The organism is Streptomyces sp. NPDC050534 (genome assembly GCF_044457745.1).
Taxonomy (GTDB): Bacteria; Actinomycetota; Actinomycetes; order Streptomycetales; family Streptomycetaceae; genus Streptomyces.
This window is the reverse complement of the sequence record NZ_JBITHF010000016.1, coordinates 123,889-141,254: the sequence shown is the minus strand read 5'-3', so window position 1 is coordinate 141,254 and position 17,366 is coordinate 123,889. Positions and strand designations below refer to the sequence as shown.

Sequence of the window (17,366 nt, the reverse complement as noted above, 5' to 3'; positions counted from 1 at the left end):
GAGTATCGGGGGTCGACCCTGATGCCCGTGCCCTTCGGCCGTGTGAGTATCGATGGCATGCCGGAAGCCGCCGCAGCGCCACTCGCCGAACCGCGGCCGCCGCGCAAGCTCTACCGCAGCAGCGACGGACGCTGGCTGGGTGGCGTGGCGCGGGGGCTCGCCGGGCATCTCGGCCTGCCCGTCATCTGGGTGCGGCTCGTGTTCGTCGGCCTGTTCATGGCGGACGGTCTCGGCGCGCTGCTGTATGCCGCGTTCTGGTTCTTCGTGCCGCTCGGCGTGGGCGGCGTGGGCGACCAGAAACCCCCGTCGCTGGTCACCACCGAGACCTCGGCGGACGGCCGCCGCAGACTGGTCGCCCGCAGGCCGGACCGGGGCCAGATCGTGGCCCTGCTGCTCATGGTCGCCGTGGCCATGATCTTCGTGGGCAACGTCAATCTGAGCGGCGGCGCCAAGGTCTACCTCTGGCCCGTCGTCCTGGTCGGCGCGGGCGTCGCCCTGGTCTGGCGCCAGGCGGACAACGTGCGGCGGGCCCGCTGGGTCGAGGTCGGCAGCCGGCGCCGCACGCTGACCCTGCTCCGCGCGGCAGGCGGTGTCCTCCTCGTCACGGCCGGCGTCTCCGGCATCTTCGTGCTCCAGGGCTCCGCCGCCCATCTCGGTTCCGTCCTGCAGGCGGCCCTCGCGGTCCTCGTCGGGATAACGCTCCTCGCGGGGCCGTACCTGGTGCGTATGACCCAGGACCTCTCCGAGGAGCGCCTGATGCGCATCCGCGCGCAGGAGCGCGCCGAGGTCGCCGCCCATGTCCACGACTCCGTGCTGCACACCCTGACCCTGATCCAGCGCAACGCGGAGAACGCGAACGAGGTGCGCCGGCTCGCCCGCGCACAGGAGCGCGACCTGCGCACCTGGCTCTACAAGCCCGAGGGCACCGGCAAGGACGAGGCCGACGAACCCACCACACTCGCCGACGCGGTGCGGCGCAACGCCGCGGAGGTGGAGGACAAGCACGGCGTCCCGATAGAGGTCGTCATAGTCGGCGACTGCCCGCTCGACGAGAGAACCGGCCCGCAGATGCAGGCCGCACGCGAGGCGATGGTGAACGCCGCCAAGTACGGTGGCGAGGGCGGCGCGGTGCAGGTCTACGCCGAGGTCGAGGGGAGGACGGTCTTCGTGTCGGTCCGGGATCGCGGCCCGGGCTTCGACCTGGACTCGATACCCGCCGACCGCATGGGCGTCAGAGAATCGATCATCGGCCGCATGGAGCGCCACGGCGGCACGGCGCGGCTGCGCGCGGTGCCCGACGGCGGCACGGAGGTCGAGCTGGAAATGGAGAGGGCGGAGAAGACGTGATGAGCGACCCGACCGAGGCGAACGAGCCCCTGGAGCCGACCGGCGGGAGCGCGGGCGAGCGGCACGTGCGCGTGGTCCTCGTCGACGACCACCGGATGTTCCGTACGGGAGTCCAGGCCGAGATCGGCCGGACCGACGAGACCGGCGTCGAGGTGGTCGGAGAGGCCGCGGACGTCGACCAGGCGGTCACGGTCATCACCGCGACCCGCCCCGAGGTGGTCCTGCTCGACGTCCACCTCCCGGGCGGCGGCGGGGTCGAAGTCCTGCGCCGCTGCGCGCCGTTGATGGCCGACGCCGAGCAGCCGGTGCGTTTTCTCGCACTGTCCGTGTCGGACGCGGCGGAGGACGTGATCGGCGTGATCCGGGGCGGTGCGCGCGGCTACGTCACCAAGACCATCACCGGCACCGACCTCGTCAACTCCATCTTCCGCGTGCAGGAGGGCGACGCCGTCTTCTCGCCGCGGCTGGCCGGCTTCGTGCTCGACGCCTTCGCGTCCACCGACGCACCGCCGGTCGACGAGGACCTGGACCGCCTCACCCAGCGCGAGCGCGAGGTGCTGCGGCTCATCGCCCGCGGATACGCGTACAAGGAGATCGCCAAGCAGCTCTTCATCTCCGTGAAGACGGTCGAGTCCCATGTCTCGGCGGTACTGCGGAAGTTGCAGCTGTCCAACCGGCACGAGCTGACCAGGTGGGCGACGGCGCGCCGGCTGGTGTGACGGTCACGCCACGCGCGTGGCGCCCGCGAACGGCATCTCGTCGATCGGTGCCAGCCGCACCGGTGCCGACGGGTTCGGGGCGTGGATCATCTGGCCGTTGCCGACGTAGATGCCGACGTGGCTGATGCCGGAGTAGAAGAACACCAGGTCGCCCGGGGCCAGTTCGGAACGGGAGATCCGGCGGCCGGCGTCGATCTGGGCGTAGGTCGTGCGGGGGAGGGAGATGCCGGCGGAGTGGTAGGCGGCCTGGACGAGGCCCGAGCAGTCGAAGGCGTTCGGACCGGTGGCGCCCCACACATAGGGGCTGCCGAGCTTGGAGTAGGCGTACGAGACGGCTGCCGCGGCACGGGAGCCGGGCGCGTCTGCGGTTGCGGAACCGGGGGCCTCCAGCCCGATGCGCGGGGCCGACCCGGAGCGTGACGCACGGTCCGTGCCGCCCGTGCCGCCGCCGAGGCCGAGCCGTGCGCGCTCCGCCGCGGGCAGTTGTCCGAGCAGCCGCCGTGCCGCGTCCAGTTTCCCGGTGATCGTCGTCCGGGTCCGCCTCAGTTCCGCCTGCCGCGCCTTAAGCCCGGTCAGTTCGACGCGGGCGGCCCCGCGCAGCTGCTCGATCTCCCGCAGCTGCTTGCGTACGTCCGCGACGGCCGCCGCCTGCCGGGTGCCCGCCCGGTCGGCGAACTCGGCGCCCTCGAGATAGCGGTCGGGATCGTCGGACAGCGCGAGTTGCAGCGCCGGGTCGAGACCGCCGTCGCGGTACTGCGCGGCGGCCATCGAACCCAGCGCTTCCCGCGCCGAGTTGAGCTTGTCCGTCTTGCGTGCCGCCTCGTCCCGCAGGGTGGAGAGCCGGCGCTCGGCCGCGTCCGCCTTCTCCTTCGCGCCGTCGTACTTCTCGGTGGCGGTCTCCGCCTCCTGGTACAGCTTGTCCACCCTCGCCTTGACCTGTGCCGGTGTCAGGTCGGGCTCCGCGTGTCCGGTGCCCTCGAAGCCGGTCGCGGTCGCCGCCCCTGCCAGGGCGATGGTGAAGGCGGTGCGGGCCGTGCTGCCGCCGAGTGAACGCCGACCGGTCTTGCGGTGCGCTGCCACGTGGACTGCACGTCCTTTCGTTCGGCCGCCTCGTCCCCCGGCGGCTTTACGCGTCCGGTGGCGGCCCGCACAGGGGGAGCGGGCCGCCACCGGACCTTCTCGGCGGTGGTGTCCGACTGCCGCCCCTGGCCCGGGCGACGGTGGGGAGCCGGCCACCTGGGGCAGGACGCTAAACCTGACCGTGACCGTTCGGTGACACGTTGTGCGGAAGTGCCGCGGCCGGATCGCCGGGTGACCGTTTGCGACCGTGATCCAGGAGCCGTGCCGTCGACTTCACACAGAGCGCTGACCGATGTACCTGTTCGGGACCCCGGCCGGGGGACGGGCTGCTATGGACCGCATATATGCAAGACCGATGAAAGGGCGGGGCCGGTGTCGGGCGCCCCATGCGTCCCTGTTTAAGCTCCAGCCCCATGGACGTACTCATCCATCTCTTCGTCGCCCTGCACATCATCGGCATCGCCGCGCTGCTCGGTGGCTTCCTCACCCAGATGAAGGCGATGGGGCAGGGCACGGCCCGCTTCGTCCCCGGCATGCTGCACGGGGCGCTGACGATGCTGGTCACCGGCGCGGCCCTGGTCGGCCTCAACCAGGCCGACGACCATCACGTCAACAACATCAAGATCGGCATCAAGCTGGCCCTGCTGGTCGTCATCCTCGGCCTGGTCTACGTGAAGCGGGACGACGAGAAGGTGGACAAGGGCCTGTTCGGCCTGGTGGGCCTGCTCACCACGGCGAACATCTTCATCGCGGTGCTGTGGACCTGAGGCCGGCGCGGACGTCCGCCGCGGCCCCTGCGGCGACGGCCACCCACACCGCCACCGCGATCCACAGCAGCACCTGCCCGGGCCCCTTCAGCCACGGTGCATCCAGGGCCGTGGCGGCGGACAGCACGGCCGCCGCCGTCATCCCCAGCGTGAACGCGGTCGCCCAGCGGCGCGCGTCGTAGCGCAGCCTCGGCCGGGCCGCCTCGGCGACGAGCAGCACGGCGTACGAGGCCAGGTCGAGCACGAGCAGGGCCGCGGTGACGAAGCGCAGGACGCCGCGGTCGTCGTCGTTCCACAGGTACAGGCGCGCACTGTCCGCGGTGAGGAGCTTGGACCCGGCGAGCGCCGAGATGGCGAGCGCGCCGCCCGCCACCCAGTGGTCCCCCTGCCCCTCCGTCACCTGCCGCAGGTCGAAGCGGGGCAGGGCGAAGCAGTACAGGACGAGCCCGAGTCCGAACAGCACGAGCGCCGTGTGCGCGAGCCATGCCGTCGCCTCGGCCCCCGCGAGCGTGGCGCCGAGCACCGCGAGCCCCTCGGTGGCCACGCAGCACAGGAACACCGAACCGGGCATGCGGCGCTGCCAGTTCCGTACGACCTCGACGAGCAGCACCGGCCACAGCACGGCCGCCAGCGCGAGCAGGGCCTCGGCCAGGGTCGGGCGGCCGGCCAGCGAGAACCGGGTCCCGAGAACGGTGGTGGCCGCGACGGCGGTGAGCGACTGCGGTCTGCGCGCGTCCGCCCACCACCTCTCCCGGTCCCGCACCAGACGCACGCCGAAGTCCGCCGCCAGCCCCACCCAGGCCGCACAGGCCAGGACCAGGGCGATGCGCGACAGCACCAAGTGTTCCGTCAGGCGCAGCCCGACCGACACGATGCCGGTCGCCATCACGGCGGCCCCGGCCGCCGGCGGACGCTGCGCCCACCAGGCGCGGAAGGAGCTCGGTCCGGACATGGGGCCGATGCTAAGGAGCGCGGGCGGTGTTGCGGGAAGGGCACGCGCGCGGGCGCGGCAAATTACGCGCGGGGGAGTGCCCCGCGCGTGTCTCAGGCGGGCCGCACCACGCTGTGGATGATCGACGAGCCGGCGTAGTAGATCGACTCCTCGCGGACGTACGCGCCGGGCTTCGGGGCGTGGATCATCATGCCGTTGCCGATGTAGATGCCGACGTGGCTGATGTCGTCGTAGAAGAAGATCAGGTCGCCCGGCTGGGCGTCGGTGAGGGAGACCGTGGTGCCGGCGTTGACCTGGTCGTAGGTGGTGCGCGGGAGGCTGACGCCGGCGGCCTTCCAGGCGGCCTGGGTAAGGCCGGAGCAGTCGTAGGAGTCGGGGCCGGTGGCGCCCCAGACGTACGGCTTGCCGATCTGTGCACGGGCGAAGGCGAGCGTCTTCGCGGCCTTGGTGGCGTACGTGGAGTCGCCGGTGGAGGTGGAGGTGGAGCCCGAGGACGAGCCGGAGGTGGAGGTGGACCCGGACGAGGAGCTGCCGGCCTGGGCCGCCGCCTCCTCCTTGGCCTTCTGCGCGGCCGCCTGCTTCTTGGCCAGCTCGGCCGCCTGGCGGGCGGCCTCCTCTTCCTTCTGCTTCTGGATCGCCGCGAGCCGCGCCTTCTCCTCGGCGTTCAGCTTCGACAGCAGCTCGCGCGCGTCGGAGAGCTTCTTCTGCACCGTGGACTTGGCCGTCCGCAGGTCGCCCTGGGTCGCGGTGAGCGTCTGGAGGTCCTTGGACGCCTCCTGGCGCTTCTTCATCGTCGCGGACTGCTCGGTGAAGTAGTCGTCGACCGCGGTCTTCTGACGTGAGGTCAGGCGGCCCATCAGCTGCGTCTGGTCGAAGTAGTCCTGCGGGGAGTCGGCGAGCAGGAGGGTCGCCGTGCCGGGTGCTGAGGCGCCCGTGCGGTACTGGGCCGCGGCGAACGTGCCGAGCTGCTCCCGCTCGTCGTTGAGCTTCTGGGTGCGCTTGGCGACGTCGGTGAGGAGGGTGTCCACGCGCTTGCGCTGCGTCGTGGTCTTCTCCTTGGCCGCGTTGTACTTCTCGGTGGCCGATTCCGCCTGACGGTAGAGGTCGTCGACCTTCTTCTCGACTTCCTCCACGCTCGGCTTGCCGTCGGCCACGGGAGCGGCGTTGGCCGACTGGGACAGCAGGGCCACGGAGGTGAGGGCGGCCGTGGCGAGAGCGGGGGTACGTATGCCTGCGACGCGCGAACCTGAGGGGCGCGACTTGCGGTGCGACGCCAAGGGAGGCGACTCCTTCCACGTTCCGCCTACCGGGTTAGCTGTCGGGTTCGGGCGGGTGGTTCGGAAGGCTTGCCCTACGGTCCGGGCCCCGTGCGGGAGTCGGGCCGATTCACCCCGGGGACGGTGGGTCCCCGGTTCCGGATACGCGGCGGCGCACCGGATTCGGCGGAGGCCGCGCGGCCCGGCGACGTTCGCCGGTGGGGGTCGTACGGCCTGCCCGGAACCGTAGCCAACTCGTGTGGCCCCTGTGAAGGTTGATGTTCGATATGCCCGATACATTTTCGTGACCTTTGGTCAAGAGGTCGCAGCGTGCGGTCTTTCCGGTATGGCCTGTACGGATTCGCGGGCATTTCGGTCAGATCGGCACGGTGTGCCTGCTTCCGAGCGTTAATTTCCAGCCAACCGTGGTCGGGTGCCACGGCGGGGGGAGGGGTGCGGGGTGCGGCGGACTGCACCTGATCGGTGGCGGAGCGTGACGGCTCGGTCCTGGACGGCAACAGGACACCGGGGGCGGGACACCGGGCGGCCGGACCGGGCGGATCAGCGTCTTCCGGGCGCGACGTCCCCGATCCGGCGAAGTTCCCGGGGTGGCGGCGGGCTGTCAGTGAGGCGCCCTAGACTCGGAAGGCGATGAGCAGCCTCTTTGACGACAGCTTCCTGGCGGACCTCAAGGCCCCTCGCGGGCACGAGGGGGAGCCCCCACCGCCGCCCGAGGACGATCACGTACCGGAGCCGGTTCCGGACGATCTGTTCGGCGGGAAGTTCGACGTGCCGCCGGACCGGGACTCCTACTACCGCGACGGCGCGCCGCGCCCGGCGATCGACCCGGCCGCCCTGCTGGACGGGCTGAACGAGAACCAGCGCGCGGCCGTCGTCCACTCCGGCACGCCGCTGCTCATCGTGGCCGGCGCCGGCTCCGGCAAGACCCGTGTGCTCACGCACCGCATCGCCCACCTGCTCGCGGAGCGCCACGTGCATCCGGGACAGGTCCTCGCGATCACCTTCACCAACAAGGCCGCGGGCGAGATGAAGGAGCGCGTCGAGCACCTCGTCGGCCCGCGCGCGAACGCGATGTGGGTGATGACCTTCCACAGCGCGTGCGTGCGCATCCTGCGCCGTGAGTCGAAGAAGCTCGGCTTCACGTCGTCGTTCTCGATCTACGACGCCGCCGACTCCAAGCGCCTGATGGCCCTGGTCTGCCGCGACCTGGACCTCGACCCCAAGCGCTACCCGCCGAAGTCCTTCAGCGCCAAGATCAGCAACCTGAAGAACGAGCTGATCGACGAGGAGGACTTCGCCGCGCAGGCGACCGACGGCTTCGAGAAGACCCTCGCCCAGGCCTACGCGATGTACCAGTCGCGGTTGCGCGAGGCGAACGCCCTCGACTTCGACGACCTGATCATGACGACGGTCAATCTCCTGCGCGCCTTCCCGGACGTCGCCGAGCACTACCGCCGCCGCTTCCGGCACGTACTCGTCGACGAGTACCAGGACACCAACCACGCCCAGTACGCGCTCGTACGGGAACTCGTCGGGACCGGTGCCCACGACGAGGACGTACCGCCCGGCGAGCACGACCTCCCGCCCGCCGAACTGTGTGTCGTGGGCGACGCCGACCAGTCCATCTACGCCTTCCGCGGCGCGACGATCCGCAACATCCTCCAGTTCGAGGAGGACTACCCGGACGCGACGACGATCCTGCTGGAGCAGAACTACCGCTCCACGCAGACCATCCTGACCGCGGCCAACGCGGTCATCGAGCGCAACGAGTCCCGCCGCCCCAAGAACCTGTGGACCAACGCGGGCGCGGGCGCGCGCATCACGGGTTACGTCGCCGACACCGAGCACGACGAGGCCCAGTTCGTCGCCGACGAGATAGACCGTCTCACGGACGCGGGCGACGCGAAGGCCGGCGACGTCGCCGTCTTCTACCGCACCAACGCCCAGTCCCGTGTCTTCGAAGAGGTCTTCATCCGCGTCGGCCTGCCCTACAAGGTCGTCGGCGGCGTCCGCTTCTACGAGCGCAAGGAGGTCCGGGACGTCCTGGCCTACCTGCGGGTGCTCGCCAACCCCGAGGACTCGGTGCCGCTGCGCCGCATCCTCAACGTGCCCAAGCGCGGCATCGGCGAGCGCGCCGAGGCGATGATCGACGCCCTCTCCCAGCGCGAGAAGATCAGCTTCCCGCAGGCGCTGCGCCGCGTCGACGAGGCGTACGGCATGGCGGCGCGCTCCGCCAACGCCGTCAAGAAGTTCAACACGCTGATGGAGGACCTCCGTACGATCGCCGAGTCCGGCGCGGGCCCGGCGACCGTCCTGGAGGCGATTCTCGAACGGACCGGTTATCTGGCCGAGTTGCAGGCTTCGACCGACCCGCAAGACGAGACACGCATCGAGAACCTCCAGGAACTCGCGGCCGTGGCCCTGGAGTTCGAGCAGGAGTCCGGCGAGGGCGAGGAGTCCCCCGGGCTCGCCGCCTTCCTGGAGCGGGTCGCGCTGGTCGCCGACTCCGACCAGATCCCGGACGAGGAGGAGGACGGCTCCGGAGTCATCACCCTGATGACCCTGCACACCGCCAAGGGCCTCGAGTTCCCGGTCGTCTTCCTGACCGGCATGGAGGACGGCGTCTTCCCGCACATGCGCGCCCTCGGCCAGACCAAGGAGCTGGAGGAGGAGCGCCGGCTCGCCTACGTCGGCATCACGCGCGCGCGGGAACGGCTGTATCTGACACGGTCGTCGCTGCGCAGCGCCTGGGGCCAGCCGTCGTACAACCCTCCCTCCCGGTTCCTGGAGGAGATCCCGGCCCAGCACGTCGACTGGAAGCGGACGGGCGCCACGGCACCGGTCTCCTCCGGCCCGGCGTCCGGTGTGGCCGCCTCCCTGTCGTCGTCCCGCTCGCGCTCCTCGGCGTCGGGCGCGTCCGGCTTCGCCACCCGCCGCGCCTCCGACAAGCCGGTGGTCTCGCTGGCCGTCGGCGACCGGGTCACCCACGACCAGTTCGGGCTCGGCACGGTCGTCGCGGTGAAGGGCACGGGCGGGAACGCCGAGGCGACGATCGACTTCGGCGACGAGAAGCCGAAGCGGCTGCTGCTGCGGTACGCGCCGGTGGAGAAGCTGTAGGTCCTCACACGTGAGCCCCCGCTCAACGACGGGGGCTCGCGGAAGTTCATCAGCTCTACGTCGGGTCGAGCCCGTGGCTGCGCAGCCACGGCAGCGGGTCGATCGCGGCACCGCCGCCCGGCCGGACCTCGAAGTGCAGGTGCGGGCCGGTCGAGTTGCCCGAGTTGCCGGAGTACGCGATCGGCGTGCCGGCCTTCACCTCCGTGCCGGAGGAGACGCGGTAGCTGGAGAGGTGGCAGTACCACGTCTCCGTGCCGTCCTTCGCGGTCAGGATCAGCATGTTCCCGTACGCGCTGTTCCACTGCGTACGGACGGTGCCGTCGGTCGCGGCCATCACCGTAGTGCCGTACGAGACCGGGAAGTCGATACCGGTGTGCACGGACATCCAGTTGACGCCGGCCTGGCCGAAGTAGGCGCTGAGCCCCTTCTGGGTCACCGGCAGCACGAACTTGGGGCGCAGCCGCTCCTTGCGGGCGGCCTCTTCCGCCGCCTTCTTCTTGTCGGCCGCCTGCTGTGCCTTGAGGTCGATGCGCTCCTGCGTACGGCTGGCCCGGTCGGCGAAGTCGTCGGCGCCCGCGGAGAGGCTCTGGAGCTGGCTGTCCAGCTTGTTGTTGGCGGAGGACGGCTTCACCGCGTGCGCGTCCGACGCGGTCGTCGCGGTGTCCTTGCTCTCGCTGAAGGTGCCCACGGAGGCGGCGGCGATACCGGCCACGCCCATCACACAGGCCGAGGGCACGGCGATGGTCAGCAGCGCGGAGCGCTTGGCGGGGGCGCGGCGGCGGGAACGGGACGCGTTGCGCGGGGCGGCGCGCGGAGCCGGAACCGGCACGACCTCTTCCTGGTCGTCCAGCAGCGGCGCCACGGCGGGGAGTTCACCCGTGGTGCCCAACTCGCCGTCGTCCTCCGCGTGTTCCCCGTACTGGCTCTGGTCCGTGTACGCGTCCTGGTCCGTGTACGCGTCCGGCTCGGCCTGCTCGAAGACGGTGGTCGACTGCTGGTCGAACGGTTCTCCGGGCTGCTCGCCGCCGGAGTTCCACTGCGTGGCGTCGTACGTGCCGGTCTCGAAGGTCTGGGTGCCCCATTCCCAGTGCTGGGTCTGGTCGGCGGCGTGGCCTTGCTGATCGGGCTGGAGCCAGGCGTTCGCGTCCCACTGACCGGAGGCGTCGTGGCCGGTGGACTGCGGCGGGATGACCGGGAGCGGCTGCTGGTAGCCGGCGGCCCAGGCGTTCGTTTCGTAGGCGCCGGTGTCGTAGGTGGCGTGCTGCCCGGTCGCGTACGCGTCGTAGTGCGCGGTCTGGTGGTGGCCCGTGCCCCACTGGGACGCGTCGTACGAGCCGGTGCCGCCGTCGCCCGGGAGGCTGCCGAAGAGGGGATCGGCGTCGAAGGTCGCCGTCGCGACCGGGTGTCCGCCGGTCGCAAAACCGTTGGCGTCGTAGTCGCCGTACGTGGTGAAGTCGCCGTACTGGACTTCCTGCGTGCCATAGGGCGCGAAGTGCGCCGAGGCGGCATCGGAAGCCGGGGCCGGGGTGGTCATGGTCCCCGACGGGTGACGGTCGTTCACCAACTTCTCTTTCGCCTCGACAACAGGGGCTGCCAGAGCAGTGCGGCGACTGTACCCGGCGGTATGCGGGCGCGACAATCTTCAACTGGTTTCGGGCGCGCAGGAAACGGGCATTCGGCCGTGTTTCGGCGGAGTGCGGACGCGGCCTTGGCCGAGTGTTCGAGCGCTGTTCGATGTGAGGTCTCGCGCGGGGTCTCGTGTGAGGTCTCTGCGGGGTCTCTGAGCGGCGCCTGTCACGCCACTGTCAGGCCGCCGGCGTGGGCGGCGGCTTCGGCTCCCGTCCGCTCGGCGTCGAGGGCCTGGCGTATCCCGGTCGCGACGGCCGGGTGCACCGGCAGGGCCAGATGCCCGATCCCGCTCACCTGGACGTTCTGCACCATCAGGTCGGGGTGGTCGATACAGGCGGTCTCCAGAGGGTCCATCAGGTGGTCGAGGTCGCTCCAGAAGCTGACGAAATGCGTACGGCAGCCCGGCGCGGGCCGGGTCAGCTCCTCGAGCAGCGCCGATCCGGGGCGCATCTGGCGCACGATCGGGTGCGCGTTGGCCAGCGGCACCACCCGCGTCCCGGAGTGCGGGGTGCCCAGCGTGACCAGGGTGCGGACGCGGATGTCGCCGCCGAGCCGCTGCACGTAGTACCGCGCGATCAGCCCGCCGAGGCTGTGCCCGACGATGTCGACCTGCCTGCTGCCCGTGCGCTCGCAGATCTCCTCTATGTGCCGGCCGAGCAGCTCGGCCGCCGTACGGATGTCGCAGGTCAGCGGCGAGTAGTTGAGCGACTCCACCTGCTGCCTGCCGTGCTGGGCGAGGCTGCGGCGCAGCAGCAGGAAGACCGAGCGGTTGTCTATGAAGCCGTGCAGCAGGACGACCGGGGGCTTGGTCTCGGTCGGCAGCTGCGCGGCGCCGTCCGGCGAGGGGGCCTGGGCCGAGGGTCCTCGGCGTTCCGCGGTGATGCCGGTGGGATAGAGGAGGAGGTGGCCCGCGAGGATCGCGAGTTCCAGGGCGGTCGCCTTCAGCAGGGCCAGTGAGAGCCCCGCCAGCCTGCCCGGAAGCAGCCTCTGGCAGAGCGGCGGAAAGGGCAGTGCTGCCCTGGTGACCTTCATGGCCGACCTCCTGTCGGCACGCAGGAGGACGCCTCTGTCCCCCGTGTGCCCTCGTGGGAAGCCGCGAGGACGGCGGTCGACGGCTCTGTCCTGCCGTCGTCGACGCGCCACACCGCCACGGCCCGCGTGCCTGCGGTGCCGTGGTACGGCGACCTCATTGCGGCTCCTGTTGCGCGTGCTCCCGCCGGAACGCCGCGCGGTGAACGTGTCCCATCGTGTGATTTCCCCCTCGGTCTGGACCGCGAAACTGCCGGTTGCGGGATGCTGGGGATAACGTTCGTTCACTTCCCTGGTGGGTGCGGGTACCGCTGTACTTGTCGGTAGGGATGAATGCAGTCGCTTCATGGAGGCAGTGATGGGTGTGGCAGCCGGTCCGATCCGCGTGGTGGTGGCCAAGCCGGGGCTCGACGGCCACGATCGGGGAGCCAAGGTGATCGCGCGGGCCCTGCGCGACGCCGGTATGGAGGTCATCTACACCGGGCTTCACCAGACCCCCGAGCAGATCGTCGACACCGCGATCCAGGAGGACGCCGACGCGATCGGGCTGTCCATCCTCTCCGGCGCGCACAACACCCTGTTCGCCGCCGTGATCGAACTGCTCAAGGAGCGGGACGCGGAGGACATCCTGGTGTTCGGCGGCGGGATCATTCCCGAGGCCGACATTGCGCCGCTGAAGGAGAAGGGCGTCGCGGAGATCTTCACGCCGGGGGCGACCACGCAGTCGATCGTGGACTGGGTGCGGGGCCACGCCGGGCAGCCGGCGTAGGCATACGTCTTGGCGCCGGTGGTCGGTGGGTGCGGGTCGGGTGGGGTGACCGGCCCTGGGGGCTCCGCCCCCGGACCCCCGGTCGGCCCCGCGGGCCTCGTCTTCGAACGCCGGACGGGCCGCGAGGTGCAGTCCTACTCCGCTTCCAGTTCCTCCGCCATCGCCTTGCGCAGCCGCAGTGTCGTGACCAGACGCTGGAACGCCTCCGCCCAGTAGCCGCCGGCGCCGGGTGACGCGTCCTCGCGTTCGTCCGGTATCGCGAGGAGGCCGTCGAGGTGGCTCGCCTCGGCAGGGTCGAGGCAGCGTTCGGCCAGGCCCATCACTCCGCTGAAACTCCATGGGTAACTCCCCGCGTCCCGCGCGATGTTGAGCGCGTCGACCACCGCCCCGCCGAGCGCCGCGGTCCAGGGCAACGCGCAGACTCCGAGCAGTTGGAACGCCTCGGACAGGCCGTGTGCCGCGATGAATCCGGCGACCCAGCCGGCCCGTTCGGCGGCGTCCAGGGTGCCGAGCAGCTTGGCGCGCTCGGCCAGTGACACCGCTCCCGGACCGCCCGCCTCCGGGGCGGACGGGGCGCCGAGGAGCGCGCGGGCCCACTCGGGGTCCCGCTGCCGTACGGCCGCCCGGCACCATGCCGCGTGCAGTTCGCCCTGCCAGTCGTCCGCGACGGGCAGGGCCACGATCTCCCGGGGCGTACGCCCGCCCAGGCGCGCGGACCAGGTCGCGAGCGGCGTCGCCTCCACCAACTGGCCGAACCACCATGACCGTTCACCCCGTCCTGCCGGAGGCTTGGCCACGACACCGTCGCGCTCCATGCTCGAGTCGCACTCGTGCGGCGCTTCGACCGTGATCGCCGGTGAGTCCTGCGTGCGGTCGACGGCCACGCACGCCGCGGCTCTGACCGCCATCCGCGCCGCGAGCGCCGAGCCGGGGAGCGCGGAGAGCAGCTCGGCCGCCGTCGCCCTTACGTTCCGGCTGCGGTCGGACAGCGCCTGCTCCAGGAAGGGTTCGTCCTGCGGGCCGAGCCCGGTGCGCAGCGAGTCCAGGAACATCAGCCGGTCCTCGGCCCGCTCCGTGGTCCATGTCGTCGACAGCAGTTCGCGTGCGGCGGCGGGCTCGCGGGCGCGCAGGGCGGACAGCAGCGCGACCCGCTCCGCGAACAGGCCCTCCTCCCACAGGCGCCGGGTCTGCTCGGCGTCCTCGGGGTCCGGCAGGGCGGTGCCCCCGCCCGGCGTCGCGCGCAGGGCGAACCGCCAGTCCGGGTTCAGCCGGGCCAGCCACACCGCGCGCGGGCCGGCGAAGACCAGCGCCGCAGGACGCAGATCCGTGCGTCCCCGCGCCGCGTCCAGCAGCGCGGGCAGCGCCTGCGGGGGTGGTGCGAAGCCGCGGGCGTTCACCGCCGCGAGCCACTGGGGCAGCAGTTCCATGAGGTCCGGCGCCGTACCTCTGCGGCCGCCGCCCGTGCCGGGACGGTCGGCCAGCAGCAGCGCGAGCCTGCGCACCGCCGCCGCGGGCAGCGCGGGACGCGGGTCCTCGGCAGCCGGCTCCGGCCGCCCGGCGGCGCGGGCGGGTCGCAGTCCGGCCCGTCGCCGTACGGTCTCCACGGCCGCCGCGTCCAGCAGCGCCACCGGCGCTTCCCGCCCCGGCGCACCGCCCGGCGGGGTACGTCGCTCCGTACCGAGCAGGGCCGTCGTGACGAGCTCTTCCCAGGCGCCCGGCGCGGGCGCGTCCGCAGGTACGGGCGTCCTGTTCATGCGGTTCCTTTCCGTGGGGTGCCGAGGAGGGGAGAGGGGCCGGATACGCCGGTGGTTCGGGCGGTCAGCACAGCGGTACCGCCTCTCCCGGCTTCTCCGGCCAGGCCGTCAGCGGGGTGAAGCCCCGGTGGCCGCACTCCCCGAAGACCTTGACCGGGGTGCCGCCCGAGAGAGCGACGAGGCGCCACAGGCCGGGTCGGGAACGGGCGGCGGAGGTCAGCGGGAGCGCCGCGTTCCCGTCCGCGTCCGCCAGCTGCCAGGAGTCACCGTCCGGGACCGGTATGACCCGGTCCAGGGTCACCGGGACGGAGTCCAGCCACGGATCGTCCCGCAGCGCCTCGCCGTAGCGCGCCGCCGCCTGGGCCGCCGTCACGCCCGGCGGCCGGGTCGCGTCGGGTGCCGGCGGTGCGAACTGCTCGCCCAGGGACGCCCGCAGCTGCCCGGCGCCCGGGTAGGCGGACACCTCGGCGTCCAGGGCCAGCCCGACGGGCAGCGCGAGCTCCGGTGCGCGGCCCGCCGCGCCGTAGGAGAGCAGCAGTGCCGTCCGGTCCGAGTCGGCGCCGTGCAGCCAGATGCGGCGGGTCGTCAGGCGGGCGTCCGCCGTGTCGTACTGGGCGAGGACCAGCCAGCGGTCGCGCAGCGGCGGGCCGTCCGCGGTGCCGGACAGGCCGATGCGGTGACGGACCGTCGCCGCCAGGCCGTCCGGCAGCTCTTCGCGGCGCAGCCAGCCCTGGTCGAGGAGGTGCAGCAGCGCGCACTCCTCCAGCAGGCGCACCGGCCAGCCGGGTCCGGACGACGGGATCGCCCCCAACTCCCGCACGCGGGCGGCCAGTCCGGGGGCCTGCGCGTCGACCATGCGGGCCGCCGTCTCCTCCCACAGTCCGTAGCCCGCCTGCTCGGCGCTCGCCAGGCCGCCGCGCAGCAGGTCGGCCAGACGCTGCTCCAGCTCGGTCGCGCCCGCCGTCACCCGCTCGGCCCGGCGCTCCGCCCGGCGCCGCGCGGCCTCCGGATCACCGGAGCCTGACGAGGCACCGGCCGCGGGCGCCGCCCGCTTCTGCTCGGCGCGCTGTCTTCTCCCCGCCAGCCACTGCTCGGCCCAGTCCGGCGCCTCGCCCGGCGGCACCGCGCCGTCATCGCCCGCCCAGAGCAGCAGCAGCCCGAGGGCGTGCTTGCACGGGAACTTGCGGCTCGGGCAACTGCACTTGTAGGCGGGGCCCGCCGCGTCCGCGATGTCGACGACCGTCCGATACGGCTTGCTGCCGCTGCCCTTGCACAACCCCCACAACGCCCCCTCGTCGGAACTCCCCGCCTCGGACCACGGCCCGGCCGCGCCGAGTTTGCTGCCCGCTTTGCGTGACGCGGCGTCAGGCGCCAGTGCCAGCACCTGTTCCGCGCTCCAGCGCACCCCCTGCTGAGTCATGTCATCGAAGGTAGATCCCGGCACTGACAATCGGCCTCGCGAGAGCGTTTGCGCAGGTCACAACGCATTGTCAGTGGCGTGGTGCACGGTTGGTGACAGATCCGAACCGGCCGAGCTGGAGGGGGCCTCAGCCATGTCTGTGTCCGTGGAACCGACGTCTGTGGAAGTTCTCGCGAAGGAGCCCGCCGAGGCGTTGCGACCGCACGCCGAAGACGCCTTCGCCGGTGAGCTGGCGACGCTGGCCGCGCAGGACGACCGCCCGCGCCCGGCCCGCTGGAAGCTGTCGCCGTGGGCGGTGGCGACGTATCTGCTCGGCGGCACCCTGCCGGACGGCACGGTGATCTCACCGAAGTACGTGGGCCCGCGCCGCATCGTCGAGGTCGCCGTCACCACCCTCGCCACCGACCGCGCCCTGCTGCTGCTCGGCGTGCCCGGCACCGCGAAGACCTGGGTGTCCGAGCACCTGGCGGCGGCGGTCAGCGGCGACTCGACGCTGCTCGTGCAGGGCACGGCGGGCACGCCGGAGGAGGCGATCCGTTACGGCTGGAACTACGCGCAGCTGCTGGCCAACGGCCCGAGCCGGGACGCCCTGGTGCCCAGTCCGGTCATGCGGGCCATGGCGGAGGGGATGACGGCGCGGGTTGAGGAGCTGACCCGTATCCCGGCGGACGTGCAGGACACGCTGATCACGATCCTTTCCGAGAAGACGCTGCCGATACCGGAGCTGGGGCAGGAGGTGCAGGCGGTCCGCGGCTTCAACGTGATCGCCACGGCCAACGACCGCGACCGCGGGGTCAACGAGCTCTCCAGCGCGCTGCGCCGCCGCTTCAACACGGTGGTGCTGCCGCTGCCGGAGAGCGTCGAGGCCGAGGTCGACATCGTCTCGCGCCGAGTCGACCAGATCGGCCGCTCGCTGGACCTGCCGGCCGTGCCCGACGGCATCGACGAGATCCGCCGCGTCGTGACCGTCTTCCGTGAGCTGCGCGACGGGGTCACCTCCGACGGCCGTACGAAGGTCAAGTCGCCCAGCGGCACGCTGTCGACGGCCGAGGCCATCTCCGTCGTCACCAGCGGGCTCGCCCTGGCCGCCCACTTCGGTGACGGCGTGCTGCGGTCCGGCGACGTGGCGGCGGGCATCCTCGGCGCCGTCGTCCGCGACCCGGCGGCCGACCGCGTCGTCTGGCAGGAGTACCTGGAGGCGGTCGTCCGCGAGCGTGACGGATGGAAGGACTTCTACCGGGCCTGCCGGGAGGTCAGCGCGTGAGCGATCTGGGGTGGGGGCGCACGGGCGGCGGCAAGGACTCGGGCGGGAGCAAGGACGGCGGATCCAAGGACTCGGGCGGGCCGAAGGGCTCGAGCGGGTCCAAGGGGTCAGGCGGGTCCAAGGGATCGGGTGGCTTCATGTGCGCGTCGTACGAGGGCGGTGTGCACGGACGGGCGCGGCAGCGGCGGGCGGGCGTCACGAAGGCGCCCAGCGGCAGCCGGGCGTGGCGATGACGAGGGGGA

14 protein-coding genes and 1 riboswitch are annotated in these 17,366 nt (G+C 71.9%); of the genes, 7 read left to right on the top strand and 7 right to left on the bottom strand.

What is annotated here, in order from left to right; genetic code table 11:
• Positions 1–57: 57 nt before the first annotated feature.
• On the top strand, positions 58–1,347 hold the full coding sequence (locus ACIBN2_RS39635) for a PspC domain-containing protein (RefSeq protein WP_399142045.1): 1,290 nt from the start codon (positions 58–60) through the stop codon (positions 1,345–1,347).
• Positions 1,347–2,066, top strand: a complete 720-nt coding sequence (locus ACIBN2_RS39630) for a LuxR C-terminal-related transcriptional regulator (RefSeq protein ID WP_399142044.1) — start codon at positions 1,347–1,349, stop codon at positions 2,064–2,066. The genes ACIBN2_RS39635 and ACIBN2_RS39630 overlap by 1 nt, the downstream gene beginning before the upstream one ends.
• Positions 2,067–2,069: 3 nt before the next feature.
• Here ACIBN2_RS39630 and ACIBN2_RS39625 read toward each other — a convergent pair whose 3' ends face one another.
• A complete protein-coding gene (locus ACIBN2_RS39625; RefSeq protein ID WP_399142042.1) occupies positions 2,070–3,146 on the bottom strand; it encodes an NlpC/P60 family protein in 1,077 nt (358 codons plus the stop codon).
• Between the two features lie 413 nt (positions 3,147–3,559).
• Between ACIBN2_RS39625 and ACIBN2_RS39620 the strand changes: the two genes are divergently transcribed.
• Positions 3,560–3,913 (top strand): hypothetical protein, encoded by a 354-nt coding sequence (locus ACIBN2_RS39620; protein WP_399142040.1) that lies wholly within the window; start codon positions 3,560–3,562, stop codon positions 3,911–3,913.
• Here ACIBN2_RS39620 and ACIBN2_RS39615 read toward each other — a convergent pair.
• Both ACIBN2_RS39615 and ACIBN2_RS39610 read right to left on the bottom strand, forming a co-directional pair.
• Positions 3,891–4,865: a tellurite resistance/C4-dicarboxylate transporter family protein gene (locus ACIBN2_RS39615; protein WP_399142039.1), complete on the bottom strand. Its 975-nt coding sequence runs from the start codon at positions 4,863–4,865 to the stop codon at positions 3,891–3,893. The genes ACIBN2_RS39620 and ACIBN2_RS39615 overlap by 23 nt on opposite strands.
• A 92-nt stretch (positions 4,866–4,957) precedes the next feature.
• Positions 4,958–6,142, bottom strand: coding sequence for an NlpC/P60 family protein (locus tag ACIBN2_RS39610; protein ID WP_399142038.1), 1,185 nt, complete (start codon positions 6,140–6,142; stop codon positions 4,958–4,960).
• Positions 6,143–6,149: 7 nt separating this feature from the next.
• Positions 6,150–6,320, bottom strand: a riboswitch (cyclic di-AMP (ydaO/yuaA leader).
• 452 nt (positions 6,321–6,772) lie between these two features.
• Here ACIBN2_RS39610 and pcrA point away from each other — a divergent pair.
• On the top strand, positions 6,773–9,259 hold the full coding sequence (gene pcrA / locus ACIBN2_RS39605) for a DNA helicase PcrA (RefSeq protein ID WP_399142036.1): 2,487 nt from the start codon (positions 6,773–6,775) through the stop codon (positions 9,257–9,259).
• A 55-nt stretch (positions 9,260–9,314) separates the two neighbouring features.
• Here the strand turns inward: pcrA and ACIBN2_RS39600 are convergent, their stop codons facing one another.
• Both ACIBN2_RS39600 and ACIBN2_RS39595 read right to left on the bottom strand, forming a co-directional pair.
• A complete protein-coding gene (locus tag ACIBN2_RS39600; protein ID WP_399142034.1) occupies positions 9,315–10,820 on the bottom strand; it encodes a M23 family metallopeptidase in 1,506 nt (501 codons plus the stop codon).
• Between the two features lie 233 nt (positions 10,821–11,053).
• Positions 11,054–11,920 carry a lipase family alpha/beta hydrolase gene (locus tag ACIBN2_RS39595; protein WP_399142033.1) on the bottom strand — a complete coding sequence of 289 codons (867 nt, stop codon included), beginning with the start codon at positions 11,918–11,920 and terminating at the stop codon, positions 11,054–11,056.
• Positions 11,921–12,275: 355 nt separating this feature from the next.
• On the opposite strand from ACIBN2_RS39595, the gene ACIBN2_RS39590 reads away from it, so the two are divergent.
• Positions 12,276–12,686: a cobalamin B12-binding domain-containing protein gene (locus tag ACIBN2_RS39590; RefSeq protein WP_384252415.1), complete on the top strand. Its 411-nt coding sequence runs from the start codon at positions 12,276–12,278 to the stop codon at positions 12,684–12,686.
• Between the two features lie 134 nt (positions 12,687–12,820).
• Here the strand turns inward: ACIBN2_RS39590 and ACIBN2_RS39585 are convergent, their stop codons facing one another.
• Both ACIBN2_RS39585 and ACIBN2_RS39580 read right to left on the bottom strand, forming a co-directional pair.
• Entirely contained in the window at positions 12,821–14,440 is a 1,620-nt protein-coding gene (locus tag ACIBN2_RS39585; protein ID WP_399142030.1) for a DUF5691 domain-containing protein, read from the bottom strand.
• 64 nt (positions 14,441–14,504) lie between these two features.
• Positions 14,505–15,860, bottom strand: coding sequence for an SWIM zinc finger family protein (locus ACIBN2_RS39580; protein WP_399142028.1), 1,356 nt, complete (start codon positions 15,858–15,860; stop codon positions 14,505–14,507).
• A 133-nt stretch (positions 15,861–15,993) separates the two neighbouring features.
• Here ACIBN2_RS39580 and ACIBN2_RS39575 point away from each other — a divergent pair, with 133 nt between their 5' ends.
• Positions 15,994–17,124, top strand: a complete 1,131-nt coding sequence (locus ACIBN2_RS39575; RefSeq protein WP_399142026.1) for an AAA family ATPase — start codon at positions 15,994–15,996, stop codon at positions 17,122–17,124.
• Positions 17,121–17,357, top strand: a complete 237-nt coding sequence (locus ACIBN2_RS39570) for a hypothetical protein (RefSeq protein WP_399142024.1) — start codon at positions 17,121–17,123, stop codon at positions 17,355–17,357. Before ACIBN2_RS39575 ends, ACIBN2_RS39570 begins: the two co-directional genes overlap by 4 nt.
• Positions 17,358–17,366: the final 9 nt, after the last annotated feature.